The sequence below is a fragment of the Streptomyces sp. NPDC127119 genome (assembly GCF_042677425.1).
Taxonomy (GTDB): Bacteria; Actinomycetota; Actinomycetes; order Streptomycetales; family Streptomycetaceae; genus Streptomyces.
In genome coordinates this window covers 51,495-77,968 of sequence record NZ_JBHXTO010000010.1, presented here as the reverse complement: position 1 = coordinate 77,968, position 26,474 = coordinate 51,495, and the positions used below count along the sequence as shown (strand labels likewise).

Genomic DNA, 26,474 nt, shown 5'->3' with positions numbered 1-26,474 from the left:
CGGGGCGCGGGTCGGCTGTTTCGCTTCAGGGGCGCGAGGAACTGCGAGACAAGCCACGACGGTGCCGCACCCGCGAGCCGCACAGCACCCCACCACCCCGGTGGGCGCACCCGACCCGGAGGGCTCTCGGGGCGCGGACCCGACGGGGGCTACACCCCCGAGGGTCCGCGCCCCGAGAGAACCTCCCCGTACGCCTGCATCAGATCGGCCAGCCGAAGCGTCGCCAGATCGTCCCGCGTCAGATGCCCCGGATACCCGGAGAGCCGCAGATCCCGATAGGCACAGCTCTTCTCGTACAACGTACGCAGGAACCGCCCGTTCCCCAGCTCGTCGATCCACCCCTGATCGACGACGTGCCCACTGATGGAGCGCAGCTCGTCGAGCGCCTCCTCGTCCCACACGTCACCGTTCTCCCCCGCCAGCACCTCACCGATCGAGGTGAGCTCAAGCGGCCGGTACGAGGGAAAGTCGACCCGGGTCGTGAACCGGGACGACAGCCCGGGATTGGCGGCGAGCAGCCGGTCCATGCCCTCCGGATACCCCGCGAGGATCACCACCAGATGATCCCGGTTGTCCTCGGCCCGCTTCAGCAGCACCTGCAGCGCCTCGTCCCCGTACGCGTCCCCCTTGCCGTACCCGGAGTTGGACAGCGAGTAGGCCTCGTCGACGAAGAGCACCCCGCCGATCGCGGAGTCGATCAGCTCGTTGGCCTTCACCGCGGTCTGGCCGAGATACTCGCCCACCAGATCGGCCCGCTGCGCCTCGACGAGATGGTCGCCGCCGAGCAGCCCGAGCGCGTAGAAGACCCGGCCGAGAATGCGCGCCACGGTCGTCTTGCCGGTGCCGGAGGGCCCGGAGAAGACGAAGTGCCGTTTCGGCGGCTGGACCGGCAGCCCCTGCCCGGCCCGCAGCCGGGCCATGTTCAGCTGCGCCGAGAGCGCCTTCACCTGGCGCTTCACCGGTTCGAGGCCGACCATGCCCTCCAGCTCGGCCAGCGCCTCTTCGAGGAGCGCGGGATCGGTGGGCCCGGTCGGCAGATGCGGTGGCAGCACCGGCACGATGGCCTTCTCGCGGACCCGGTCCGACTCGGACGGCAGCGTGCCGGGCGGCGGCAGCTCGGGCTCGGAGAGCTTCAGGTCGCGGCCCTCGCCGCCGAACAGCGGGTCGATGCCGTCGGGCCCGTCCAGGATGTCCTGCCCGACCCCCGTCAGCGTGATCGCCGCGAGGTCGGCCGTCTCGTCGTACCCGTCGCCCTCGGAGATCGCGGCGAGCCGGGCCGAGGTGTCCATGAAGGCCGGATCCACCCGGTGCACGGCCCGGTAGAGGGGGAGGGCCGCCGCCGAGCGGCCCGTGCCCTCGTGCGCCCGCGCCAGCCAGTACCGCAGCTCCTTGCGCTGCGGCTGCTCGCTGCGGCAGCGCATCAGCGCGGACGACAGCAGCGGCTCGGCCTGCCCGTACATCTCCAGCCGTACGCGCGCCATCCCGCCGAACAGGCCCGCCTCGATGCCCAGCATCGGATCGTCGATCAGCGGGTCCGTGTGGCGGACCAACTGCTCCCAGTCCTTGACGAGATAGGCCCGGCAGGCGTGCAGGAACCGGACCTGCGGATCCGCGTCGACCGGGGGCAGGCCCGCCAACGCCCGGTCCAGCTCGGGGACATGGCGTCCGTCGAGCCAGTGCGAGGAGTGCGCGAGCAGCAGATCGCGCGGCGACTCCAGGACCGGCTGCACCCACCAGCCCAGCCAGTACCAGGAGTTGAGCGTGCGCCGGTGCCGGGTGCGCTGTTCGCCGAAGCGGTCGCGGTGCCGGAACATCCGGAGCAGTGCGGTCGTCGTGTCGATGCGCAGCGCGTGCAGTCCCAGCCAGCCGTCGGCCATCCCCGGATCCATCCGGACCGCGGCGCGGAACTCCTCCTCCGCCTGCGGATAGGCCCCCATGGTGTAGGCATCCACACCTCGCAGCCAGGCGAGGTCGGCCGGGGCCTCGGGGCCCTGCGTGCCGAAGTCCATCACGTCCCCCACATACCGTGCCCCCGTTGATCACCGGGCGGGCCGGTGCCCGTCGGCAGTCTTCGTCGAACCGCTGTGCCGCGGACGGGAGTTGCGTGCGGTGCGGAGAGCAGCCGTCCGAAGGTCGCACCAAGAGGCATCGTACCTGCGGGGGAGCGCCGGACCGTAGGGTGCCGCACGACGGGTTCTTCGAGGTGGGAGCGTACGGGACGCACTCAGGACGGTCACGCAGAGTGAGTGAATTGCGTGTCGCGGCGTCCGCACAACGCCTGAGGACAGAACGAAGCCCCCGATCACGGGGGAACAACCGGGGGCTTCGCGTCTGTGAGGCGGCCCCGAAGGCCGCTCCTTGAGAACGTAAGACCTGTACGGCCCCTCGGTCAAGCCGAGTTGGGGCACTCAGGCAACTTCTCGGACAGCGGTCTTCACGAGTTCAGCACACAGAAGCAGGCCCGTCACGGTCCGTGACCGAGAGCGTTCTCAGTGACGTCTCGGCAGGTCCTGGCAGTACCTCATATCCGTCTGAACACTGTCGTACCAGAAGGTCGGCGAACGGCTCCGAAGGGTCCTCGGCGAAGTGCCGGCGCTCCGCGGGGACCCACCCTGCCCAGAAATCGCTCTGCGCCGAACCGTCCCGCAGGCGCCCGCGGGCCCATGCGTCCTCGTCGGGCATCTCCATCCACAGCAGTCCCGCCAGTTGCGGCCGCAACGTCCGGCGGCCGGCGCCGACCCCCTCGACGAGGATCACGGGTGCGGGCGGCAGGGCGCGGGCCGGTCCGAAGTCGCGCAGCCGCCAGTCGTAGGGGCGGTAGTGCGCGCTCTCGCCGCGGCCCAGCGGTTCGACGACCTCCCGGAGCAGCCGCCCGGTCCACGCGAAGAGCTCCTCGTGGGTGGCGATGTCGTCCAGGTGCAGTACGGGAGCGTCGCCCAGCGCCCCGGCCAGGCGCTCCGCGAAGGTGGTCTTGCCGGAGCCCGCGTGCCCGTCGACGCCGACGAGCCGGACGGGACCGCAGGACGGCGGCAGCCGGCGCAGCCGGTCGGCGAGGGTGTGGAGGTGGATGGGGCTTCCCGGGGGAGAAGTGCGGACGGAGGGCTGAGGAGGACTGGGGAGGGCCGCGGACGGGGGCGTACGCATTATGGAGGAACACTCTACCGAGACCGATATGGGGTGAATCGGGTCTCCCGCCCCATCAGTGGTCTCGACCAATATTGGTCGGCGCCGCGACGCCCGAAGTGCTGGCAGAAGCCGTGATCGCGTTCCATAGTTGGCCCACACCCGTGCATTCGTACCCGCGCGTCTCCCGCGCACTGGACCAGCCCGTTCCGGACACCTGGGGGTCTTCCGTCCATGACCAGAGCCGAACAGCCGTCCCGCAGAACCGTCCTGGCCGCGGCGGTGGCAGCCGCCACCGCCGGAGCGGCGAGCCCGGCCGCCGCCGCGAGCCCGGCCGCCGCCGCGAGCCCGTCGGCCCGCCCCGCGAGAACCCCGGCCGCCCCTTCGTCGAAAGCACCCTCCGGCCTCGTGGACAACCATGCCTGGACCTCGTACGCCGACTGGCGTGACGGCACGGCGGCAGGGACCCGTGCCGTGCAGGGGGCCCGCCCGGGGCTGGAGATCCGGACCCCGGAGGGGCGCGTCGACTACCCGGACCCGCACACCGGCACGACCGCCACCTGGGAGTACGCCCGCTGGACCTCGCCGGTCCACCGTCTCGCCGTCCCCTCCACCGAGGTCATCGCCTCCTGGAACGCGCGGACCCCGGCGGGCACCTGGCTGCAGATCGAGCTGACGGGCACGTACTCCGACGGCACGGACACCCCCTGGTACGTGATGGGCCGCTGGGCGGCCGGTGACCAGGACATCCGGCGGACCTCGGTCGACGACCAGAGCGACGGGAGGAGCACGGTCTGGACGGACACCTTCGCCATCGACGACGCGGCCTCCGGGCTGCGCCTGGTGGCGTACCGGCTGCGGCTGACCCTCTACCGCAAGCCCGGGACCAAGGCCACGCCGACCGTGTGGCGGCTCGGCGCGATGGGCTCCGACATCCCCGACCGCTTCACGGTCCCGGCGTCGGCGCCCGGTCTCGCACGGGAACTGAAGGTGCCGCGCTACTCGCAGGAGATCCACGTCGGCCAGTACCCCGAGTACGACAACGGCGGCGAGGCCTGGTGCAGTCCCACCTCCTCCCAGATGATCATCGAGTACTGGGGGCGGAAGCCCACGGCCGCGGACCTGGCCTGGGTCAAGCCCGAGTACGCGGACCCGCAGGTGTGCCACGCGGCCCGGTTCACCTTCGACTACCAGTACGACGGCTGCGGCAACTGGCCCTTCAACGCCGCGTACGCCGCCACGTACAAGGATCTGCAGGGCGTGGTGACCCGGCTCCGGTCGCTCACCGATCTGGAGACGCTGATCGCCGCCGGTGTGCCGGCCATCACGTCCCAGTCGTTCCTCGCGTCCGAACTGACCGGCGCGGGGTACGGCACGGCCGGGCATCTGATGACGGTCATCGGCTTCACCGCCGACGGAGACGTGATCGCCAACGACCCGAACTCGCCGGACAACGACGCGGTACGTCGCGTCTACAAGCGGCGCGAGTGGGAAAATATCTGGCTCAGGACGAAGAGGTACAACGCCGCCGGGAACGTCGTCTCCGGCACCGGCGGGGTCTGCTACCTCTACTTCCCGGCCCACCCCACGGACGCCCAGCGCAAGGCCCTGGCGGCGGTGGGCGTGCGCTGAGCCCTACGCCCGCACACCCGCCCACACGTCACAGGGGTGGCCCCGCACGGCGGAGCCGCCCCTGTGGCGTGTGCCACACCGGGCGGTCGCGGGTGACCAAGCTCTCCCCCGCAAAAGCCCGATCCGATGGCAAGGTGGACGAACCGGTGGGACAAGTCCGTCCGAACCGGCGGGGGAGTCCATCGCAAGCCGACCGTGAGTGAGCCGCCATGACCACGACCTCTGTCACCGCCGGACAGGTCCGCGCCCGGACGGGCGGTCCCAAGGACGACGGCCCGAAGATCCTTGAGCACGTCATGGGCTGGACCTTCGTGCTGGTGCTCGCGATGTTCGTGACGCAGCTCGGCCTGGTCTGACGCCAGGGCCACGACCGCCGGTCGCGGGGAGTCGAAGCGACTCGAACAGGCTGCTCGTACGGCTCTGCCATACTGCGGAAGTCCCGCTCGCGGTTGGAGACCAGGTCCGCAATTGACTAACAGTCCACAGCGCGGTGTCGACCGCCCCGGAGCGCGCGGCACCGACCGTTCCCTGGCGCGCCGTGCCGAACTCATCGTCATCGGGCGGAAGTTGTTCGCCGACACGTCCTACGACGCCCTGTCGATGGACGACATCGCCAAGCAGGCGCATGTCGCCAAGGGACTGATCTACTACTACTTCCGCTCCAAGCGCGGCTACTACCTGGCGATCGTCGAGGACTCGGTGGCCGAGCTGATCTCCCGGGCGGCCAGCGGTCTCGAACTGCCCCCGGAAGAACGGGTGCACCGCACCATCGACGGCTATCTCCGCTACGCCGAGCACCATCAGGCCGCGTACCGGACCATCATCAGCGGCGGTGTCGGCTTCGACGCCGAGGTGCTCGCCATCCGCGACAGTGTGCGGGAAGCCATCGTCGAGACCATCGCCGAAGGGGCGTACGGGCGACGCGATGTCGGCCCGCTCCCGCGCACCGCGCTGCTGGGCTGGCTGTGCAGTGTGGAGGGCGCCACCCTCGACTGGATCGACCACCGCGGTCTGCCGCGCGACCTGATGCGCGAGCTGCTGGTGAAGATGCTCGGCGGCACGATGCGGGCCATCGAGGAACTGGACGTCTCCTACCCGGCCCCGCAGGCCGCGCGCCGCACCACCTGAGACGGCGGGAAACCGGCTGGGACGACACGGCTGAGACGGCGGTCGGGGCGGGGACCGTTTCCGGTCCCCGCCCCGACCGCCGTACCGGTGCGGCTAGTTGATCGCCTTGATCAGTTCGCCGTTCGCCGTGTCACCGCTCAGCTCCCAGAAGAACGTGCCGCCCAGACCCTGCGCGTTCTTGTAGCTCATCTTCCCGGCGATGGTCGACGGGGTGTCGTAACTCCACCAGTCGCTGCCGCACTTGGCGTACGCGGTGCCGCCCACCGTGCCGGTGGCCGGGCACTTCGTCTTGAGCACCTTGTAGTCGTCGATGCCCTGCTCGTACGTACCCGCCGCCGGTCCGGTGGCCGAGCCGCCGGGCGCCGCCTGGGTGACTCCGGTCCAGCCGCGCCCGTAGAAGCCGATGCCGAGCAGCAGCTTCGAGGCCGGTACGCCCATGCCCTTGAGCTTGGCGATGGTGGCGGAGGTGTGGAACTCGGCCTTCGGGATCCCCGAGTAGGAGTTCAGCGCGGAGTGCGGAGCCGTGGGCCCTGCCGCGTCCCAGGCGCCGAAGAAGTCGTACGTCATCGGGTTGTACCAGTCGACGTACTGGGCCGCGCCCGCGTAGTCCGCCGCGTCGAGCTTGCCGCCGGCGGTGGCGTCGGCCGGGATCGCCGAGGTGACCAGCGCCGAGCCGCCGAACTTGGCGCGGACGGCCGACATCAGGTTCTTGTACGCGGCCCGTCCGCTGGTGTCACAGCTGAGGCCGCAGCTGTTGGGGTACTCCCAGTCGATGTCGATGCCGTCGAAGACGTCGGCCCACTTCGAGTTCTCGACCAGGTCGTAGCAGGACTGGGCGAAGGCCGCCGGGTTCTTGGCCGCCTCCGTGAAGCCGCCGGACCAGGTCCAGCCGCCGAACGACCACAGGACCTTGAGGTTCGGGTGCTTCTTCTTCAGCTCACGGAGCTGGTTGAAGTTGCCGCGCAGGGGCTGGTCCCAGGTGTCCGCGACCCCGTCGACCGACTCGGCAGCGGTGTGGGTCCGCTCGGTGGCCGCGTAGGAGTCGCCCATCGCGCACTTGCCACCGGTCACATTGCCGAAGGCGTAGTTGATGTGCGTCAGCTTGGCCGCGGAGCCGGACGTCTCCACGTTCTTGACCAGGTACTTCCGGTCGTAGGTGCCCCATTCGGTGAAGTAGCCGACGACCTTGGAACCGGCCGCCGCGGTCGAGGCCGCCGTGGGGGTGGCGGCCTTCCCGGTCGTGGCGGTGGCCGTGCCCGCGCCGGCCAGCAGCCCCGCGCCGAGGGCTGCGCAACACGCGGCGGACAGAAGCGCCCGGAAACGGACTCGAGGGCGGAGTGAGCTGAGCATCGGACTCCTCGTGGGGGAGAGGGGAACATGCGCCGATCGGCATGTACGCGGTGAAGCGTTGGAGCGAAACAGTAGGAGGACTAGACCAGTTGGTCAATGGTTCGGACCAATTCCCCGCAGGAATTCCGCACGGGAATTCTTTACTCTTGAGTAAGCGGTCGTTAACTGGTGACTCCATGCCTCCGATCGGGCATACTCACTGCGCACAGCCGCTGATCAGGCGCTTCCGCGACCCGGAGGCGCGAGCATCGCCGGTGCTCAGTGAGACCCGGCGGCGCAACCCCACCCAGGTGTGCGCCCGCCGAAGTGCCCGACAGGGAGGATCGTCGCCATGCCCGACCGCGCCCCGCAGCCGGTGGACCGTCAACTGCCCACGGACGAGGCCCGGGATCTGATCTCGCTCGTCCGCGACATCGCGCAGCGCGAGATCGCCCCGAAGGCGGCCGAGGAGGAGGACGCCGGACGCTTCCCCCGGGAGATCTTCACCCTGCTCTCGGAATCGGGACTGCTCGGCCTTCCGTACGACTCCGAGTACGGCGGCGGTGACCAGCCGTACGAGGTCTACCTCCAGGTTCTCGAAGAGCTCGCCGCCGCCCGCCTCACCGTGGGTCTCGGCGTCAGCGTGCACTCGCTCGCCTGCCATGCCCTGGCCAACTACGGCACCAAGGAGCAGCAGGTCGAGCACCTCCCGGACATGCTCGGCGGCGGCCTCCTGGGCGCCTACTGCCTCTCCGAGCCGGCGTCCGGCTCGGACGCGGCGTCCCTGCGGACGAAGGCCGTGCGCGACGGCGACTCCTGGGTGCTCACCGGGACCAAGGCCTGGATCACGCACGGCGGGGTCGCGGACTTCTGCACCGTGCTCGCCCGGACCGGTGGCGAGGGGGCGCGGGGCATCACGGCGTTCCTGGTGCCTGGTGACGCCGAGGGCCTGAGCGCCGCGGTGCCCGAGAAGAAGATGGGCATGAAGGGCTCACCGACCGCCCAGGTGCACTTCGACGGGGTACGGATCCCCGACGGCCGGCGCATCGGCGAGGAGGGGCAGGGCTTCGCGATCGCCCTGTCCGCGCTGGACTCCGGGCGGCTCGGCATCGCGGCCTGTGCCGTCGGCGTCGCCCAGGCCGCCCTGGACGAGGCGGTCGCCTACGCGACGGGGCGCGAGCAGTTCGGGCGGCCGATCGCGGACTTCCAGGGCCTGCGCTTCATGCTGGCGGACATGGCGACGCGGATCGAGGCGGGCCGTTCGCTGTATCTCACCGCGGCCCGGCTGCGGGACGCGGGACGGCCCTTCGCCCGGCAGGCGGCCATGGCGAAGCTGTTCTGCACCGACACCGCGATGCAGGTCACGATCGACGCCGTGCAGGTGCTCGGCGGGTACGGCTACACCGCGGACTTCCCCGTCGAGCGGTACATGCGCGAGGCCAAGGTGCTGCAGATCGTCGAGGGCACCAATCAGATCCAGCGGATGGTCATCGCCCGTCACCTCGCGGGTCCCGAGTCGCGCTGAACCTTCCGTACGCGTACATCGCCGCGGGCGCCACCAGCCGGGCCCACTCCGGATCGTGGTGACCCGGCAGGGTCCGGCCGCGGTCGGACCAGGCACGCATCATGGCGCGGTAGATGGGCGGGTCCGCGGGTTGATGGGGCGCCTGCGGCCCCTGTGATCCCTGGGACCCCTGATGTCCCTGTGGCTCCTGGGGTGCGGGCGCCTGCAGCACTCGCGTCCACTGTGTCCCCTGGGGCACCACGTGCTCCTGGGGCTGCTGCGTCCCTTGGGTCCCCTGGGAAACCGATTCTGCCGGGGGAGGAAGAAACCCGCGACGACGGCCCGTCTCTGGGTATGTCTCTGCGTACGAAGGGGTCATACCGGGCCAACGTGCTTCGGGGCGGGCAGGTCACCGACTGGCGAATTCGCCTGTGCGTTCGCGGGGGTTCCGGCGCCGCGAAGGGCTGCCGGACTCTGGCCCCGCACGCTCATCTGACGTACCGTCATCTCCCCCGTGCCGCGTGCCCCGGGAGGCAGCCGATGCCCGACGACCGTCCCGTAGCCCTCGACGAGTACCCCGTGCACCAGGTCCCCCTCTCGATGAAGCACGTGGCGACGGGGGACCGGAACGCGTACGACCGGTGCATCTTCCACGTCTTCGACCACCGGGGCAGGGCACTGCTCGTCCTGGGCCTCGGGGTGTATCCGAACGTGGGTGTCATCGACGCGTACGCGACCCTGCGCGTCGGGGACACCCTGCACGCCGTGCGTGCCTCGGACGCCCTCGACGACGACGAGCGGATGCGCCTGTCCGTCGGGCCGCTCCGGATCCAGGTCGAGCGCCCGCTCAAGAACTTCGTCCTGAGCTGCGCGGCCGACCCCGACGACCCGGACGGACTGTCGTACGAGATCACCTGGTCCGCGGACTTCCCCGCCCTGTGGGAACCGCATCACCTGCAACGCCGGGGCGCCCGCCTGACGTTGGAGGGCAGGCGCTTCGTGCAGGCGGGCCGCTGCGACGGCTGGATCAAGGTCGCGGGGGAGGAGACACGGCTGTCCGGCGACGGCTGGACCGGCACCCGCGACCGCAGCTGGGGCACCCGTCCGCTGCCCGGCGAGGAGGGCGGCCGGCTGGCCGAGGAACACCGGACCGAGGGCTTCCACTGGCTCTGGTGCCCCGTCCGCTTCGACGACCGCTTCCTGATGGTCGTCACCCAGGAGGACGCCGACGGCTACCGCACCCTGAACGACGCGACCCTCGTACGGGCCGGGCGGCGCGACAGCCAACTCGGCTGGCCCCGGGCGGAGATCGCCTACCGGAGCGGCACCCGTCACCCGGAGGGCGCGACCGTCCACCTCGGCGACCCCCGCAAGCCGCTCGAACTGGGCGTCGAGATCCTGGCCTCCTCCCCGCTCGCCGTCGGCGCGGGCTACCCGCCCGCCGAGGACTGGCAGCACGGCACCTGGCAGGGCAGGGGCTGGACCGACCGCCGCACGTACGACCTCTCGGACCCGGCCGCGCTCGGACTCGCCGCGTACGGGGTGACCGATCACGCTGCCCGCTACACCCTCGAAGGGCGGACCGGGTACGGGATCTTCGAGCACGGCTCGTTCGGGCGGCACGACCCGAGCGGGTTCACCGGGTTCGACGCGGTCGCCCCGTGAGCCCCGTGAGCCCCGTGAGGGGGAACGCGCGGGTCGCGAAGGAGTGGTGGCATGGCTGAGGCACCTCGTCCCCGCCCTCGTACGACGACCCGGGACCCGGAGGAGATCGCACGGCGGCTGACCGCGTGGCTCGCCGCCCGGCTGCCCGGCGCCGAGGCGGTCGACGTCCGTGTCCCCGCGTCCAACGGGATGTCGAGCGAGACCCTGCTCTTCGACATCGAACACCCCGAACCGCCGCTCCGGTCCTGCGCGTTGAGGCTCGCGGCGGACCCGGCGGCGTACACCGTCTTCCCCGTCTACGACCTGCCGCGGCAGTACCGCGTCATGCGGCTCGTCGCGGACCGTACGGACGTCCCCGTGCCCCGTGTGCTGTGGCTGGAGGAGGACCCCGGGCCGCTCGGGGCGCCCTTCTTCGTCATGGAGCGCGTCGAGGGACGCGTGCCGCCCGACGTCATGCCCTATACGTACGAGGGCAATTGGCTGCACGCCGCGAGCGGGGCCGAACGCGAACGGCTGGAGACGGCGTCGGTCGGCCTCCTCGCCCGGCTGCACGACCAGGTCCCGGTGAAAGAGGCCGGATTCCTCGCGGCACCCGGACAGGGGAGCCCCCTGCGATGTCACGTCGAAGCCCAACGCGCCTACTACGCCTGGGTGGTTGACGGGCTGTCACGCTCACCGCTCATCGAGGACGCCTTCGACCGGCTCGACGCGCTCTGGCCGCGCGACGAGGGCGAAACGGTGCTCAGCTGGGGCGACGCACGCATCGGGAACGTCGTCTACGACGGATTCGAGCCCGCCGCCGTCCTCGACTGGGAGATGGCGGGCCTGGGCCCGCGTGAGGTCGACCTCGGCTGGATGATCTACCTGCACCGCTTCTTCCAGGACCTCACGGAGAGCTTCGGGCAGCACGGACTGCCCGGCTTCCTGCACAGGGGCCGGGTCGAGGCCCGCTACGCCGAACTCACCGGCCACACACCGCGGGACATGGACTTCCACATCCTGTACGCGGCCCTGCGGCACGCCGTCGTCATGCTGCGCGTCGCCTACCGGCAGGTGCACTTCGGCGAGACCGACGTCCCGGCGGATCCGGACACGCTGATCCTGCACCACGACAGCCTGCGGGCCATGGTGCAGGGCGACTACAGGGATTGAGGACCCTTCAGCGCTTCGGCGGGGTCCCGGCCGTGCCGGACCGGACAGGTCCTAGGCGGCCAGGCGCCGGATCACCGGCACCTGCATGGGGCGCGAACCGGGGCCTCCGACGTGCGAGAAGGGCTGGGTCCGCCAGTCGAGTCCCTGCGGGAGCGTCAACAGCAGGGCCGTTTCCTGCTCCTGGACCTCCATCGTCTCGTCGGCGGGCTGGGCGTCGGCCGCCGCGCGGCCCGTCCCGGCACAGACCGTCAGCCCGAAGGGGTTCCACGGCGACGCGCAGAGCGCGTGCTCCGGCAGGCTCTCCTCGTCCGCCAGCAGCGCGATGGGCTGCGCGCAGTCCGGGCAGATCACCCGGTACATCTCGAAGGTGTCGTACGCGTCGAGCTCCTCGCCGTCCAGGGCGTCCGGTTCGACGCCCTCCGGCTCGGGTTCGAAGACCGACTGCTGCCGCTTGGGCGCGGTACGTCCAAGACGCTTGAGACTCTGCATGGGTTACTCCCCCTCGGATGGGCCGACAAGGTGCTGCGACCTCGGCCACAGCAAGCACTTCCCGTCCCGTCTGCGCGGTAATCACGAGAACATCACGGAAGCGGGCGGTGTCATGTGGTGTTCGTCACATGCTGACCGCAGGTGCCCGACCCGGCCGGTTTCCGGGGGGATCAAGGGCACTGTAGGTTCTCCGCCATGGAGGAGCTGGACCGCCACATCGTGCAGCTGCTCGTCGAAGACGGGCGGATGAGCTACACCGACCTGGGCAAGGCCACGGGCCTGTCCACTTCGGCCGTGCACCAGCGGGTGCGCCGGCTGGAGCAGCGCGGCGTCATCCGCGGCTATGCCGCGGTCGTCGACCCGGAGGCGGTGGGGCTGCCGCTGACGGCGTTCATCTCGGTGAAACCGTTCGATCCCAGCGCGCCGGACGACATCGCCGAACGGCTGGCGGGGGTACCGGAGATCGAGGCGTGCCACAGCGTGGCCGGCGACGAGAACTACATCCTGAAGGTGCGTGTCGCCACACCGCACGAGCTGGAGGAACTGCTGGCGCGGCTGCGGTCGCTGGCGGGGGTGTCCACGCGGACGACGGTGGTGCTTTCCACGCCGTACGAGGCTCGGCCGCCGAAGATCTGACGGCGGGGGTTCGCTGGGCGCGGGCCTGCTGGTCGGGGTGTGTGCTGCGTCTGCGGGCCGGTGGGGGCCGTTCGCGCAGTTCCCCGCGCCCCTGAGGGGTGGGTGCCGCGCGTGCGTGAGGTGTCTGCGGGGCCGTTGTGGCTGGTCGCGCAGTTCCCCGCGCCCCTGAAAGGCGCCCCTGAAGAGCGCCCCTGACGGGGCCCGCGCGCCGGGGTGTCCTGCTCAGGGGTGAGACTGTCGGTATGAGCGACAGCACCACCGCATTCGAGGCGGACCGTATTCACCCAGGGGCTCCCCGTACCGTGCTGCTGCGTGGTGGTGAGGTGCACAGCCCCGCCGACCCGTTCGCCACCGCGATGGTCGTGGAGCGCGGACAGGTCGCCTGGGTCGGTTCGGAGGGCGCCGCCGACGCATTCTCGGACGGCGTGGACGAGGTGGTCGACCTCGAAGGGGCGCTCGTCACCCCGGCGTTCACCGACGCGCACGTGCACACCACGGCCACCGGCCTCGCCCTCACCGGCCTCGACCTCTCCGACACCCGCACCCTCGGCGACGCCCTGGCCCGCGTACGGGACTTCGCCGCCTCCCGCCCCGCCGACCCGGTGCTCCTCGGCCACGGCTGGGACGCCTCCCGCTGGCCGGAGCGACGGCCCCCGGGGCGCGCCGAGCTGGACGAGGCCACCGGCGGCCGTCCGCTCTACCTCAGCCGGATCGACGTCCACTCGGCCGTCGCCACCACGGCCCTGCTGGACATGACACCGGGCGTCCGCGGTGCGGCCGGTTTCCAGGACGGCGAACCCCTCACCCGCGACGCCCACCACGCCGTACGCGCCGCGGCGTTCGCAGCCGTGACCCCGGCGCAGCGCACGGAGGCCCAGCGCGCGGCCCTGAGACACGCCGCCTCGCTCGGTATCGGCTCCGTGCACGAGTGCGCGGGCCCCGAGATCTCCTCCGAGGACGACTTCACCGGGCTGCTGCGGCTCGCCGCCGAGGAGTCGGGCCCCCGCGTCGTCGGCTACTGGGCCGAGCAGGACGTGGCGAAGGCCCGCGCCCTGGGGGCGGCCGGCGCCGCGGGCGACCTCTTCGTGGACGGCGCCCTCGGTTCGCACACGGCCTGTCTGCACGGTCCTTACACCGACGCGGAACACACGGGCACCGCCTACCTGGACACCGCCGCCGTCGCCGCCCATGTCGTGGCGTGCACCGAGGCGGGGCTCCAGGCGGGCTTCCACGCCATCGGGGACGCCGCCGTGGCCTCCGTGGTCGACGGCATGCGCGCAGCCGCCGAGAAGGTCGGCCTGGCCCGCGTACGGGCCGCCCGGCACCGCGTCGAGCATGCCGAGATGCTCACGTCCGACACGATCGCCGGTTTCGCCGACCTCGGCCTCACCGCCTCCGTCCAGCCGGCCTTCGACGCGCTGTGGGGCGGCGAGGAGGGCATGTACGCCGAGCGTCTGGGCGCCGAGCGCGCCCGTACGCTCAACCCCTACGCCGCCCTCCTTCGCGCCGGCGTACCGCTCGCCTTCGGTTCCGACAGCCCCGTCACCCCGCTCGACCCCTGGGGCACGGTCCGCGCCGCCGCCTTCCATCGAACGCCCGAACACCGAGTGTCCGTCCGCGCCGCCTTCACGGCGCACACGCGGGGCGGCTGGCGGGCGGTCGGACGGGACGACGCGGGGTCCCTGGTGCCGGGCGCGCCCGCGGACTACGCGGTGTGGCGCACCGAGGAACTCGTGGTCCAGGCCCCGGACGACCGGGTGGCCCGCTGGTCGACCGACCCCCGCTCCGGAACCCCGGGACTGCCCGACCTGACCCCCGGTGCGGACCTGCCCGTCTGTCTGCGCACCGTGGTGGACGGTCGAACCGTATTCGTACGGCCGGACGAGTGATGTCCCGGGGTGGCGCGGTGGGGATCATGGTCCGACGGGCTGTCGCGCGACCTGCGCATCCTCGGCGCTGACCAGGTACTTCTCGGAAAAACCGCAGGTGGAACGACTGTTGACAGTGAGCGGCAGGTGGCCGGTAGGTTCGGCCGGGTCCACCACCGGACGTCCGGCCGGTGAACTTCCGCGCAGTCGCCGCAGCGCAGTTGGGTCAGGGGTGGTGTGCCGCACCGGCGCACCACCACTGGGAGCCAGGCCCAGCGTCCGCGCCACGGGGCGAGGGAACGTTCCGGCCGGATGGTGTGACCCGGGTGGGGCCCGGCCGCTCAGTAGACAACGGCTTTCGGTCGACCCGCAGCCAGCGGGTCCCAGGTCGGCCCGAAGGGCGCCGGGCCCCGATCCCGCAGTTCCGCTCCCTCGTACGACCCCTTTTTCCCTCGTACGACCCCGTTGTGCGACTTTTCAAGTCGGCGCCTTACCTGCGGGAAGAGTGGCGCTCGCTATGGTGGTGCTCCTCTCGCACGGAAGTTTTAAGGGGAAGCTGTGAACGACGGCGTTGAGCGACGGTTCGGTCCGCTCGGCACGACCTTGGTGATCATTCCGACCTTCAACGAGGCGGAGAACATCAAGAGGATCGTCGGCCGGGTGCGGGCGGCCGTACCCGCGGCGCACGTCCTGATCGCCGACGACAACAGCCCCGACGGCACCGGCAAGCTCGCCGACGAACTGGCCGTCGAGGACGAACACGTCCACGTCCTGCACCGCAAGGGCAAGGAGGGCCTCGGCGCCGCCTACCTCGCCGGCTTCGGCTGGGGCCTGGAACACGGATACGGCGTCCTGGTCGAGATGGACGCCGACGGCTCCCACCAGCCCGAGGAACTGCCCCGGCTGCTGACCGCGCTCAAGGGCGCCGATCTCGTGCTCGGGTCCCGCTGGGTGCCGGGCGGCCGCGTGGTGAACTGGCCGAAATCCCGTGAGTTCCTCTCGCGCGGCGGAAGCCTGTACTCGCGTGTCCTGCTCGACGTGCCGATCCGTGACGTCACCGGCGGCTACCGGGCCTTCCGGAGCGAGACCCTGGAGCGCCTCGGCCTCGGAGAGGTCGCCTCGCAGGGGTACTGCTTCCAGGTCGACCTGGCCCGCCGGGCCGTCCGGGCCGGCTGTCACGTCGTCGAGGTGCCGATCACCTTCGTCGAACGGGAACTGGGCGACTCCAAGATGAGCCGCGACATCCTGGTGGAGGCGCTGTGGCGGGTCACCACGTGGGGTGTGGGGGAGCGGGCGGGACGCGTGCTGGGGCGCAAGAAGCCCTGAGCCGCCTCCCAGTCGCACAGGCCGGGCTGACCCCCTCCTTACGCTTTATGCCGTACTGAGCCCTGGCCAGGCACACTGGAGGCATGACGACTGGCGCACCGATCCCGCCCTCCTCCGCCTCCGGCTCCACCTCTCGTCGGCCCCGGCGCTCACGACTGCTGAGGTTCCTGCCCCTGGGCGTGGCCGCGTGGCTCGTGCTGGAGGTCTGGCTGCTGACGGTGGTGGCGGGCGCGGCGAGCGGTTTCGCGGTGCTCCTGCTGCTGATCGGTGGGTTCGTCCTCGGCGCCGTGGTCATCAAGCGGGCCGGCCGGCGGGCCTTCCGGGCGCTGAGCGAGACGCTGCAACAGCAGCAGAGCGGGGCGTTGCCGGAGGGCAGGGCCAATTCCGAGGGCAACGGCCTGATGATGCTCGGCGGGCTGCTCCTGATGCTGCCGGGGCTGATCTCCGACGCGCTCGGGCTGCTTCTGCTGGTGCCGCCGGTGCAGAAGGCGCTCTCGCGGTATGCGGAGCGGACGTTCGAGCGGAAGGTGCGCGAGGCTTCCGGGTCCTTCGGGAGCGCGTTCCAGCAGGCCCGGATTCACCGTCCCGACGGGAAGGTCGTCCAGGGCGAGGTCATTCGCGACGACGCGCCGCGCGACCGCGAGAACGAGAACAACCAGGGCTCACGCCCGCCCCTGACGGGCTGAGGCCCGGGGGCCACGTACTCGGGGGCTCCGCCCCCGAACCCCCGCTCCTCAAACGCCGGAGGGGCTGAGATACCCAGGGGCGCGGGGAACTGCGCAACCCCAGCCACAGCGGGCCCGCACCCATCCAGAACCCCCGAGCTCCACGCAAACGCACAGAACCGCAGGAACCGTGTCCGAAGACACGGCGCCCGCGGTCGCGTGCGTGCGTTGTATGCCGCTCAGCCCCCTGAAGGGCTACGCGGACTTGCGGCTGTCCCGAGGGTGGACCGCAATGTTCATGGCTCCGGATCGAAGCACGGCCAGGCGCTCTTCGAGGACCTCTTCGAGCTCCTCTCGCGTACGCCGTTCCATCAGCATGTCCCAATGCGTACGCGCGGGCTTGGCCTTCTTCTCTTCAGGGCCGTCGCCGTCCACCAGGAGTGCCTGGGCCCCGCAGACCTTGCACTCCCACTCCGGCGGGATCTCCGCCTCCACCGAGAAGGGCATCTCGAATCGATGGCCCTTCTCGCATGCGTACTCCACGGCCTGGCGCGGGGCCAGGTCGATGCCGCGGTCCGTCTCGTAGCTAGTCACCACGAGGCGCGTGCCGCGAAGAGCTCGCTCACTCATGAATCGTGCCTCCCGGGCTTGTCGCCCACAGGACAGGTGTCGCTGTCGTCGTCATCCGGTCAACGTCCGGTCGGCGGTAAAGATTCCCGCTCCGGGACATGCGTCGCCGTCGTAGCCGCCCGTTGTTGTACCCACCTGCGCCCGGTTTGTCACATCTGACAGCAGATGTCACCCGGTGTTGCGGCATCTTTGACGCGCAGTAACGGTACGCCTGGCAGGCCAAACGCGTACACTACCGCCCTTTGGCGCTGAGCGCTAAATCCTCGCCGGAACGGGGTTGCCCGCGTCGCGCACCGCCCGGCGCACCGGAACCCTCGCGAGCAGCACGAATCCCAGGACGAAGAAGGCCACGAGCGAGATGATCGCGTCCCGGTAGCTGCCCGTCAGCTGGTAGGTCACGCCGAACAGGAGCGGCCCCAGCCAGCTCATGCCGCGATCGCTCATCTCGTACGCCGAGAAGTACTCGGCCTCCTTGCCCGGCGGTACCAGATGCGAGAACAGGGACCGGGAGAGGGCCTGGCTGCCGCCGAGGACCAGCCCGATGCCCGCCGCGAGGACGAAGAACCAGCCGGGCGCTCCCGCGGGCAGGAAATATCCGGCGGCCAGCGTGAGGGTCCAGGCGACCAGCGACCCGAGAATGATCCGTTTGGCGCCGTACGTGCGGGCCAGTCGGCCCATCCCGAGCGCCCCGGCCACCGCGAGCAGCTGGACCAGCAGCACGGCCACGATCAGCGTCGACTGGTCGAGGCCCAGTTCCTCGGACCCGTACACGGAGGCCTGTGAGATGACCGTCTGGATGCCGTCGTTGTAGACGAGGTACGCCAGCAGGAAGGCGAGCGTGAGCGGCTGGCGGCGCATGTCGCGCACGGTCGCCGCCAGCTGGCGCCAGCCGCGTCCGGGCGTGCCCGGCGACCCCGCCGGGGAGTCCGCCGTCCGGCGGTCGCGCAGGCGCTTGAGCGGGATGAGCGTGAAGGCGCCCCACCAGATGCCGGCCGAGGTCAGGCAGATGCGGACCGCCATCGCCTCCGAGACGCCGAAGCTGTCGTGGGCGCTGTAGAGCACCAGGTTCGCCACCAGGACCAGCGAGCCCGCCGCGTAGCCGAACGCCCAGCCCCTCGACGAGACGGCGTCGCGCTCCTCCGGCGGGGCGATCTGCGGCAGGTAGGAGTTGTAGAGCACCATCGACACGGCCAGCGAGGCGTTGGCCACGATGAGCAGGAGGCCGCCCAGCAGATAGCGGTCGCCGTCCAGGAAGAACATGCCCGCCGTGGCCGCGGCGCCCAGATACGCCGAGAACGCGAGGAGCGGCTTCTTGCGGCCGCTGCGGTCCGCCGCCGCGCCCGCCAGGGGCATCACGAAGATCGACAGGATCACGGACGCCGACACGGAGTAGGCGAAGAACGAGCCCGCGCGCAGGGGTATCCCCAGCGGGTGCACGAATCCGTCCGCGTCCGCGGCGGCCTTGGCGACCGAGGTCAGATAGGGGCCGAGGAACACGGTGAGCACGCTCGTCGAGTAGACGGAGCAGGCCCAGTCGTAGAAGTACCAGCCGCGTTGTTCGCGCCGCCGTTCGGCGGCCCCGTCGGCCGCCCGTTCCCGCACGGTGTCGGTGCCCACCCGTGCCCTCGCTTCCCCGTGTCGTGCCTGTGCAGGGCGTACCGCGTGGTGTGCCGGGACCGCTCAGGCCCAGGTGCCGCGGTCCCGCAGGACCCCGCGCAGCGTCTCGATGTGATCGGTCATGATGCCATCGACTCCCAGGTCCAGAAGCCGGTGCATCCGCTCGGGCTCGTTGACCGTCCACACGTGGACCTGCAGCCCGCGCGCGTGGGCGGCGGACACGAAACGCCGGTCCACCACCGGGATGCCCGACTGGGCCTCGGGAACCTGCGCGCAGACCGCCGAGCGCCGCAGCGCGGCGGGCAGACCCCACGACTTCAGGCGCAGCCCCAGGACTCCCCGGACGCCGTACGAGGTGGCCAGCCGCGGGCCGGCCGCGCGCTGGGCCCTGGCGACCCGCGCCTCGGAGAACGAGCCGACGCAGACGCGGTCCCAGGAGCCGGTGGCGCGGATCAGATCGAGGAGGGGGAGCAGCGCGGGCTCCGCCTTCACATCGACGTTCCAGCGGACGTCGGGGAACGTCTCCAGGAGCTCGTCGAAGAGGGGGACCGGTTCGGCGCCCGCCACGCGCGCGTGCCGTACGTCGCCCCAGGGGAGGTCCGCTATCCGGCCCGCGCCGTCGGTCACCCGGTCCAGCGTCGCGTCGTGGAAGGCGACGAGTTTCCCGTCCGCCGTGGCGTGCACATCGGTCTCGATGTACCGGTAACCGGCCCCGACCGCCCGGCGGAACTGGGCGACGGTGTTCTCCAGGCCGTCGGCGGCCCCGCCCCGGTGGGCGAAGGCTATGGGCCCGGGATGGTCGAGGTAGGGGTGGCGTATGCGCGAGATCACCCGCGCAGTATCGCCCGCTCCGATGGCCCTCCGGCAACGACCGTGCTGCCGTCCGGTGATGCCGCAGGGACGGCGAACACCCGCAGGAACAGCTGGGCCAGCGGGCCGATGCCGAGCGCGTACAGGACCGTGCCCACCCCGACCGTGCCGCCGAGGACGAAGCCCGTCGCGACCACGGCCACTTCGAGGGTCGTGCGCACCAGGCGGATCGAGCGGCCGGTGCGCCGGTGGAAGCCCGTCATCAGGCCGTCGCGCGGACCCGGACCGAAACGGGCCGCAATGTAGAGGCCGGTCGCCACACCGTTCAGCAGGATGCCCGCCGCCATCAGCGGGACACGGACCCCGAGGGCGTGCACGTCCGGCAGCAGGGCGAGCGTGCCGTCCATCGCGATGCCGACCACGAAGACGTTGGAGACCGTGCCGAGGCCCGGGCGCTGGCGCAGCGGTATCCACAGGAGAAGGACGACGGCCCCCACGATGATCGACACGACACCGATCGTCAGCCCGGTCAGCTCGGCGAGACCCTGATGCAGCACACCCCAGGGCTCAAGCCCCAGGCCCGCCTCCACGAGGAGGGCGGAACTCACTCCGTACAGGGCCAGCCCCACGTACAGCTGGAGAAGTCGGCGAGTGAGGCGCCTCGGCGGCGGGCTGGACACTATGGGCTCCTTGGAGATGGTGCGGTGGTGCCGGTGGACTGACCCATGACACTCTGTGGCTTGAGGAGAAACCTCTTCCATGGCCAATTCGGGGAAGGTGGACTGGAAAACATGGCGCAGTGGACTTCGGCGGTGGGAGCCGCCCAGCTTGCCCGGCTGCTCAACTCCCAGCAGGAGCGCCCCGCGGGCCCCGGCACGCGCCGCCCGCCCGCCTACCGTGCCCTCGCCGACGGTATCCGGCTGCTCGTCCTCGAAGGCCGGGTCCCCGTGGCCGCGCGACTGCCCGCCGAGCGCGAACTGGCCCTCTCCCTGTCCGTCAGCCGCACCACCGTGGCGGCGGCCTACGAGGCACTGCGCGCCGAAGGCTTCCTGGAGTCCCGCAGGGGCGCGGGCAGCTGGACCGCCGTACCGGCCGGGAACCCCCTGCCCGCGCGCGGCCTCGAACCCCTGCCGCCCGAGACCCTCGGCTCCATGATCGACCTGGGCTGCGCGGCCCTGCCCGCCCCCGAACCCTGGCTCACCCGCGCCGTCCAGGGCGCCCTGGAGGAGCTGCCGCCGTACGCCCACACGCACGGCGACTATCCGGCGGGGCTGCCCGCGCTGCGCCAGACCCTCGCAGACCGGTACACCCGGCGCGGCATTCCGACCATGCCCGAGCAGATCATGGTGACCACCGGGGCCATGGGGGCCATCGACGCCATCTGCCACCTCTTCGCCGGCCGCGGGGAGCGCATCGCCGTCGAGTCGCCCTCGTACGCCAACATCCTTCAGCTGATGCGTGAGGCCGGGGCCCGGCTGGTGCCCGTCGCCATGGCCGAGGGGCTCGCGGGCTGGGACATGGACCGCTGGCGCCAGGTGCTGCGCGACGCGGCACCCCGGCTCGCCTATGTCGTCGCCGACTTCCACAACCCGACCGGCGCGCTCGCCGACGAGGACCAGCGGCGGCAGCTCGTCGACGCCGCGCGGTCGGCCGGGACCGTGCTGGTCGTGGACGAGACCATGAGCGAGCTGCATCTGGACGAGGGCCTCGAACTGCCGCGTCCCGTCTGCGGGTTCGACCCGGCCGGATCGACGGTCGTCACGGTCGGCTCGGCCAGCAAGGCCTTCTGGGCCGGTATGCGGATCGGCTGGGTCCGTGCCGCGCCCGACGTGATCCGCAGTCTCGTCGCGGCGCGCGCGTACGCCGACCTCGGCACGCCCGTCCTTGAGCAGCTGGCCGTGAACTGGCTGCTCAGCACGGGCGGCTGGGAGCAGGCCGTGGACGTGCGGCGCGACCAGGCCCGGGAGAACCGGGACGCGCTGGTGGGGGCGCTGCGCCGGGAACTCCCGGACTGGGAGTTCGACGTGCCGCGCGGCGGGCTCACGCTGTGGGTGCGCACGGGGGGTCTGTCCGGGTCGCGGCTCGCGGAGGTGGGCGAACGGGTGGGTGTACGGGTGCCGTCCGGGCCGCGGTTCGGCGTGGACGGGGCCTTCGAGGGGTACGTGCGGCTTCCGTTCACCGTCGGCGGCGCGGTGGCCGATGAGGCGGCTGCGCGGTTGGGGGCGGCGGCGCGGATGGTTGCGACGGGGGTGAACGGGGGAGTGGAGGCGCCCCGCACCTTTGTGGCGTGACGCCTGTGTGTTGAGACGGGGTGCTCCCGGGCTCGCTCGTCGGCTGCGGGTCCGTCGTGGCTGGTCGCGCAGTTCCCCGCGCCCCTCAGAAGGGGCTGCGCCCCATCAGGGGCGCGGGGAACGGCGCAGTCTTTTCGCTTTTGGGGGCGCGGGGAACTGCGCAATCTGTTGTCTTTAGGGGCGCCGGGAACTGCGCGGTCCGCCACGACGGACCGCAGCGTGATGTCCGGCGGTCAGCCCTCCGCGGCCACGCCCACCTGGCCCGGTGACGTGACGCGTACCGGGTCCGCCGGAGGCGCGGGCGGCGCGTCCGCCGGGAGCAGCGCCAGGACCGCCCGGCGATGCGTCTCGCTCGTCGCCTCGTCGTACGGGTCCGGCGTGGCAGGCACCTGGAGGCGATGGACGGGGCCCGAGCCCAGCCGGGCGTACCCCCGCCCGGCCGGCACCTCGGGCGCGGGAGTCGTGTGCGGCGGCACCCCCAGCACCGCTTCGAGCTGCCTCGTCGAGGCCGGCCCGAGCACGACACGCGCGCGTGTGTGCCCCAGTACCGCCTCGCCGAGCGACTCCACGGTGTCGAACTGCTCGGCCACCACCACCGTGACCCCGGCGGCGCGGCCGTGACGCAACGGCACCTGGAGCAGCGTCTGCGGATCACTGCGGCTGTCGGCCGCCGCGAGATGGCCGAGCGCGGTCGGCCGGTCCAGGAGGAGCCACAGCGGACGCCGAGTGTCCTCCGGCGGGGTCAGCCCCGCCTGCCGGGACCGGTTCGCCGTGATGAGACGCCGCTCCGTCTCGTGCGCCGCCCATTCGAGGGCGGCCAGCGCGCCCGACAGACCGCATTCGATGCCCAGAACACCGTCGCGTCCCGTCAGGCACGCGTACTCGCCCGTACCGCCGCCCTCGACGATCAGTACGTCACCGTGCCGCAGGGCCTGCAGCGCGATCGAGCGCAGGAGCGTGGTCGTGCCGCTGCCGGGTCCGCCGACCGCGAGCAGGTGCGGCTCGGTGGAGCGCGCGCCGGTGCGCCAGACCACCGGGGGGACGTCCCGCTGTTCCTGGCCGAAGTCGAGGGGGAGGGTGCGCTGGACGCCGGCCGGGTCGGTGAAGCCGAGGACGGTCTCGCCCGGTGCCGTGACGAACCGCTGGGCGGCGATGTCGGTGGGCAGCGGAGGCAGGACGGCGACCGAGAGCTGGTTGCTCTCCTCGTCCCACGCGAAGCGGTACTCCCGGCCGCGGCCCGACTTGGCGTGCAGCAACTGCTCGATACGGGCCCGGGAGTCGGCCTCCCCGTCCCGGAAGTAGGCGGGGTAGCGCACGGAGAGCTGCGAGACCCGGCCGGTGTCGTCGAACTCGTACGCGTCGAAGGCCTTGCCCCACTCGCCGCCGTGGGCGTAGAGCGGGGCGGGGTCCTCGGGGACGGAGAAGTACGGAACGAGCGCCTCGTAGAGGGACTCCAGGCGCTTGCTCTGTGAGTCGTCGGGGCCGGTGGGCACGGCCGGGGCGCGGTCCCTGCCCTGCCAGGCGGCCGCCGCCATCAGGCTGATGACGGCGAGCAGCGGCCCGTACGGGATGAGGGCCACGATCAGGACGACCGAGGCCACCAGGAACAGCAGTGGACCGCGCCGGTCCTTGGGGGTCTCCGCCCATTTGCGCCGGCCGGCGGCCGCCAGCCGGCGCAGTCCACGGCTGATGGTGATCAGCGGGTGGAGGACGTCGGTGGCGCTGTCGGCGGCCGTCCGGGCCAGGTCCCTGCTGCGGGCGATCTGCGCGCTGCCGGTACTCAGAATGCGGGGGAGGGGGCGGCGGGCCACTGCTGTCTCCTGGAGGTGCGTGCGAACGGGGTGGAGGTCAGAACTTGATCCCGCCGAGCAGACCGGCCAGGCTCGCGCCGCCCGCCGTGATGCTCGGCGCGATGGCCGTGCCGGCGAGGTAGAACCCGAAGAGGGCGCTGACCATCGCGTGCGAGGCCTTGAGGCCGTCCTTGCGGAAGAAGAGGAAGACGATGATGCCGAGCAGGACCACGCCTGACATGGACAGGATCATGATTGTTTCTCCTGGATCGATGGGGACAGTCACCATGAGTACTTCCAGGCTCACAGGATGTATCCATACGATAAAAGGTGCAACTGGGTGAAATTCTGCTTATTTCACCCTGATGGGCCCGCTCGGCGGGGTCCCTGAGTGGCCCTCTCGATGATTTGTCGGTTTCGTGGTGATCTTTGCCTCGCGTGGGCCAGGTCATGTGCCCGCGAAGCCAGTACTCTGGCGATTCACCCGTACGGTCGCACCGCTATGGCCGCACGTCCCCGCAGTCCCGTTCTTCCAGTCCCGTTCTTCGTCGCACCGTTCCCGCGGTGCGAGTCCCCCAGTGAGAGGCGGTCCCGTCGATGAGTGAAGCGCCCGACCCCGAGGTCGTGGAGCTGGCGACCAAGATCTTCGATCTGGCCCGGCAGGGGCGGACCGAGGCGCTCGTGGCGTATGTCGACGCGGGTGTTCCGGCCAACCTCACGAACGACCGCGGCGACTCGCTCCTGATGCTTGCCGCCTATCACGGCCACGCCGACGCCGTGAGCGCCCTCATGGAGCGCGGCGCGGAGGCGGACCGCATCAACGACCGGGGCCAGACCCCGCTCGCCGGAGCCGTCTTCAAGGGCGAGGACGCCGTCATCCGCGTCCTCCTGACCGCGGGCGCGGACCCCTCGGCGGGGACGCCGTCCGCCGTCGACACGGCCCGGATGTTCGCCAAGGCCGAACTGCTCGACCTGTTCGGAGCACACTGAACCATCCGCCTTGACCAGGCGAAACAGCTTTTTTGGGGGAGGCGGAACGGGGCCGCCGGAAATGCGGTCGCGGCAGCGAGAACCGCTGGGTCATCATGACGTCGTGATTCACGGACGCGATGGCTGGGCAGGTGTTGCCGCACCGCGCGGACCGTGATGCGGCCCGCACGGGCCACCGACGAGAGGCAGAGGAAGATGGTCTACAGCAAGCAGGAAACGGCGGGCGCCCCGACGTGTTGTCACGCGGCCAGGTAGAGCAGGACCCCGGTTGCGTCGACGCTTGATGTGAGGCTGTTTCCCATGTTCGATCCGGTCATAGCGCCCAGCGGAACGCTGCTCGGCCTGCTCCAGAGGGGCCGCGGCGACGGCACGCTGCACGCGCTCACCGCACCGCGGGCCGAAGCGCTCGCGGCACTCGACCACTGTGTGCTGAGCGACCCCCGCCACGACTGGCAGGTGGAGAACCGCTCGCTCTACTACGCCCGTCTCCACCTCGACCTGGGTGGCGGCCTCGACGCGATCGAGGCCCACCTCTTCGACGCGGCGGACGTACTCGACACCGACGAGTCCCGTACGGGCCTCGCGCTCGCCGTCCTCGGCCACCTCGCCTCGTACGGCAGGCGGGACGCCCTGGAGCTGCTGCGGCGGTACGCCGCCCACGGCGCCAACTGGGCCTGGGCCCTCGACGAGCTGGCGCTGCGCGACGACGACGCCGGGCTGCGCGCGCTCGCGGCCCCCGTCCTCGCCCGCTTCCCCACCGATCCCGAGGGCGAGGCCGAGCTGGCCGCCGTCGTGCGGGACTCCTTCGAGCCGCGGCCCTGGCGGCTGTGGGCCGACGATCCGCGTGAATCCATCGGCACGCGCGTGCGTGCCGCCCGGGAAAGCGGTTCCTTCGATCGCTGGCAGCAACAGATGCGACCGTCCGGGCCCCGCCCCGGATGGAGCGTGCGGGCCGTCTTCGAATGGGCCCAGCAGGGCATCGAGCGCGGTGCCGCGCTCCATGTGCCCGCCGCGCGCTGCCTCACGGCCGTCGCAGGACCCGAGGACCGCCCCGAGATCGTCGAGGCCGCCCGCACCGGGGACGACGGCGCACGCTGCACCGCCCTGCGCTATCTCGCCGACAGCCACGATCCCGACGTACTGGATCTGGTGGAGGCCGCCCAGGCCGCCGGTTCACCCCTCGTGGTGGAAGCCGCCGTGGACGCCTTCGAACGGATGCGAAGCGTCGCCGCCGTGCAGCGGGCCCGCGGCTGGGCCCACCGGCCCGACGCCCTGGGAGAGGCCGCCGGACGCGTCCTCGCCTGCCGGGGCGGCGCACAGGACAGCGAACTGGTCCTGGGCGCCCTGCGCGAGGCCGTACGGGGCGAGGGGCCCGACGCGCAGACCCTGTGGACCCTCGTCGACGGCGCCGGACGGCTCGGCATCGCGGGAGCGGCGCCCGTCCTGCGGCACGTCTACCGCGAGACCGCCTCCTCCCATCTCCGCGGCCGGGCGGCCCGCGCCCTGGCCGCCACCGACCCCTCCTTCGCCGCGGGATTCGCCGTCGAATGCCTGTGGGACTGCGAGGAGACCACCCGCGAGGTGGCCGCACGGCACGCCGAGACCGGGGACGCCCGCGTGGTCGACCAGCTCCGCCGGCTCGCCGCCGACCCGGCCGAGGAGGCCGACGTACAGACCGCGGTCCGCAGCCGCATCGGACCGGACGCGTCCGCCGTGTGACACCGGCCCGCGGGTCGGACCGCGTGGAAGCAGCCAGGGGCGCGCGGAGTGGGACCGCGCCCGGTGACCCCCGAGCGCGCGGAGTGGGACCGCGCGCGGTGATCGTGGAG

At 71.5% G+C, this 26,474-nt stretch carries 23 protein-coding genes; 13 read left to right on the top strand and 10 right to left on the bottom strand.

What is annotated here, in order from left to right; genetic code table 11:
• Positions 1-149 precede the first annotated feature (149 nt).
• Positions 150-2,009 carry an AAA family ATPase gene (locus tag ACFVH5_RS07780; RefSeq protein ID WP_385832658.1) on the bottom strand — a complete coding sequence of 620 codons (1,860 nt, stop codon included), beginning with the start codon at positions 2,007-2,009 and terminating at the stop codon, positions 150-152.
• Positions 2,010-2,442: 433 nt separating this feature from the next.
• Positions 2,443-3,144: a uridine kinase gene (locus ACFVH5_RS07775; protein ID WP_385832657.1), complete on the bottom strand. Its 702-nt coding sequence runs from the start codon at positions 3,142-3,144 to the stop codon at positions 2,443-2,445.
• A 213-nt stretch (positions 3,145-3,357) separates the two neighbouring features.
• Between ACFVH5_RS07775 and ACFVH5_RS07770 the strand changes: the two genes are divergently transcribed.
• The 3 genes from ACFVH5_RS07770 to ACFVH5_RS07760 all read left to right on the top strand — a co-directional run bounded on the left by ACFVH5_RS07770 (position 3,358) and on the right by ACFVH5_RS07760 (position 5,883).
• Positions 3,358-4,755: a peptidase C39 family protein gene (locus tag ACFVH5_RS07770; RefSeq protein WP_385832656.1), complete on the top strand. Its 1,398-nt coding sequence runs from the start codon at positions 3,358-3,360 to the stop codon at positions 4,753-4,755.
• Positions 4,756-4,964: 209 nt separating this feature from the next.
• On the top strand, positions 4,965-5,111 hold the full coding sequence (locus ACFVH5_RS07765; RefSeq protein ID WP_210891742.1) for an SCO1431 family membrane protein: 147 nt from the start codon (positions 4,965-4,967) through the stop codon (positions 5,109-5,111).
• A gap of 112 nt (positions 5,112-5,223) precedes the next feature.
• Positions 5,224-5,883, top strand: coding sequence for a TetR/AcrR family transcriptional regulator (locus tag ACFVH5_RS07760; RefSeq protein ID WP_385832655.1), 660 nt, complete (start codon positions 5,224-5,226; stop codon positions 5,881-5,883).
• A 93-nt stretch (positions 5,884-5,976) separates the two neighbouring features.
• Here ACFVH5_RS07760 and ACFVH5_RS07755 read toward each other — a convergent pair whose 3' ends face one another.
• Positions 5,977-7,233, bottom strand: coding sequence for a glycoside hydrolase family 18 protein (locus ACFVH5_RS07755; RefSeq protein ID WP_385832653.1), 1,257 nt, complete (start codon positions 7,231-7,233; stop codon positions 5,977-5,979).
• 331 nt (positions 7,234-7,564) lie between these two features.
• On the opposite strand from ACFVH5_RS07755, the gene ACFVH5_RS07750 reads away from it, so the two are divergent.
• From ACFVH5_RS07750 to ACFVH5_RS07740, 3 genes are all read left to right on the top strand, one after another.
• Positions 7,565-8,737: an acyl-CoA dehydrogenase family protein gene (locus ACFVH5_RS07750; protein ID WP_385832652.1), complete on the top strand. Its 1,173-nt coding sequence runs from the start codon at positions 7,565-7,567 to the stop codon at positions 8,735-8,737.
• 519 nt (positions 8,738-9,256) lie between these two features.
• Entirely contained in the window at positions 9,257-10,381 is a 1,125-nt protein-coding gene (locus tag ACFVH5_RS07745) for a hypothetical protein (protein WP_385832651.1), read from the top strand.
• A gap of 51 nt (positions 10,382-10,432) precedes the next feature.
• Positions 10,433-11,533, top strand: a complete 1,101-nt coding sequence (locus tag ACFVH5_RS07740) for a phosphotransferase family protein (protein WP_385832650.1) — start codon at positions 10,433-10,435, stop codon at positions 11,531-11,533.
• Positions 11,534-11,584: 51 nt separating this feature from the next.
• Here ACFVH5_RS07740 and ACFVH5_RS07735 read toward each other — a convergent pair whose 3' ends face one another.
• Positions 11,585-12,022: a hypothetical protein gene (locus tag ACFVH5_RS07735; RefSeq protein WP_385832649.1), complete on the bottom strand. Its 438-nt coding sequence runs from the start codon at positions 12,020-12,022 to the stop codon at positions 11,585-11,587.
• 195 nt (positions 12,023-12,217) lie between these two features.
• Between ACFVH5_RS07735 and ACFVH5_RS07730 the strand changes: the two genes are divergently transcribed.
• The 4 genes from ACFVH5_RS07730 (at position 12,218) to fxsA (ending at position 16,538) form a co-directional block, all read left to right on the top strand.
• Positions 12,218-12,658 (top strand): Lrp/AsnC family transcriptional regulator, encoded by a 441-nt coding sequence (locus ACFVH5_RS07730; RefSeq protein WP_107019623.1) that lies wholly within the window; start codon positions 12,218-12,220, stop codon positions 12,656-12,658.
• Positions 12,659-12,900: 242 nt separating this feature from the next.
• A complete protein-coding gene (locus ACFVH5_RS07725) occupies positions 12,901-14,547 on the top strand; it encodes an amidohydrolase (protein WP_385832648.1) in 1,647 nt (548 codons plus the stop codon).
• 537 nt (positions 14,548-15,084) lie between these two features.
• Entirely contained in the window at positions 15,085-15,852 is a 768-nt protein-coding gene (locus tag ACFVH5_RS07720; RefSeq protein WP_385832646.1) for a polyprenol monophosphomannose synthase, read from the top strand.
• 83 nt (positions 15,853-15,935) lie between these two features.
• Positions 15,936-16,538, top strand: a complete 603-nt coding sequence (gene fxsA / locus ACFVH5_RS07715) for an FxsA family membrane protein (RefSeq protein ID WP_385832645.1) — start codon at positions 15,936-15,938, stop codon at positions 16,536-16,538.
• A 234-nt stretch (positions 16,539-16,772) separates the two neighbouring features.
• Here fxsA and ACFVH5_RS07710 read toward each other — a convergent pair whose 3' ends face one another.
• From ACFVH5_RS07710 to ACFVH5_RS07695, 4 genes are all read right to left on the bottom strand, one after another.
• Positions 16,773-17,147, bottom strand: a complete 375-nt coding sequence (locus tag ACFVH5_RS07710) for an RNA polymerase-binding protein RbpA (protein WP_003977404.1) — start codon at positions 17,145-17,147, stop codon at positions 16,773-16,775.
• A 255-nt stretch (positions 17,148-17,402) separates the two neighbouring features.
• Positions 17,403-18,764, bottom strand: a complete 1,362-nt coding sequence (locus ACFVH5_RS07705) for an MFS transporter (RefSeq protein ID WP_385832644.1) — start codon at positions 18,762-18,764, stop codon at positions 17,403-17,405.
• 63 nt (positions 18,765-18,827) lie between these two features.
• The gene (locus ACFVH5_RS07700; protein WP_385832643.1) at positions 18,828-19,595 is read right to left on the bottom strand and encodes a glycerophosphodiester phosphodiesterase; all 768 of its coding nucleotides are present in this window, start codon (positions 19,593-19,595) and stop codon (positions 18,828-18,830) included.
• Positions 19,592-20,335: a YitT family protein gene (locus tag ACFVH5_RS07695; RefSeq protein WP_385832642.1), complete on the bottom strand. Its 744-nt coding sequence runs from the start codon at positions 20,333-20,335 to the stop codon at positions 19,592-19,594. Before ACFVH5_RS07695 ends, ACFVH5_RS07700 begins: the two co-directional genes overlap by 4 nt.
• A gap of 30 nt (positions 20,336-20,365) precedes the next feature.
• Between ACFVH5_RS07695 and ACFVH5_RS07690 the strand changes: the two genes are divergently transcribed.
• On the top strand, positions 20,366-21,865 hold the full coding sequence (locus ACFVH5_RS07690) for a PLP-dependent aminotransferase family protein (protein WP_385832641.1): 1,500 nt from the start codon (positions 20,366-20,368) through the stop codon (positions 21,863-21,865).
• Between the two features lie 233 nt (positions 21,866-22,098).
• Here the strand turns inward: ACFVH5_RS07690 and ACFVH5_RS07685 are convergent, their stop codons facing one another.
• Positions 22,099-23,676 carry a hypothetical protein gene (locus ACFVH5_RS07685; RefSeq protein WP_385832639.1) on the bottom strand — a complete coding sequence of 526 codons (1,578 nt, stop codon included), beginning with the start codon at positions 23,674-23,676 and terminating at the stop codon, positions 22,099-22,101.
• 37 nt (positions 23,677-23,713) lie between these two features.
• Entirely contained in the window at positions 23,714-23,908 is a 195-nt protein-coding gene (locus ACFVH5_RS07680) for a hypothetical protein (RefSeq protein WP_041991757.1), read from the bottom strand.
• A gap of 344 nt (positions 23,909-24,252) precedes the next feature.
• Here ACFVH5_RS07680 and ACFVH5_RS07675 point away from each other — a divergent pair, with 344 nt between their 5' ends.
• On the top strand, positions 24,253-24,645 hold the full coding sequence (locus ACFVH5_RS07675; RefSeq protein WP_384812087.1) for an ankyrin repeat domain-containing protein: 393 nt from the start codon (positions 24,253-24,255) through the stop codon (positions 24,643-24,645).
• 300 nt (positions 24,646-24,945) lie between these two features.
• A complete protein-coding gene (locus ACFVH5_RS07670) occupies positions 24,946-26,364 on the top strand; it encodes a HEAT repeat domain-containing protein (protein ID WP_385832638.1) in 1,419 nt (472 codons plus the stop codon).
• Positions 26,365-26,474 lie beyond the last annotated feature (110 nt).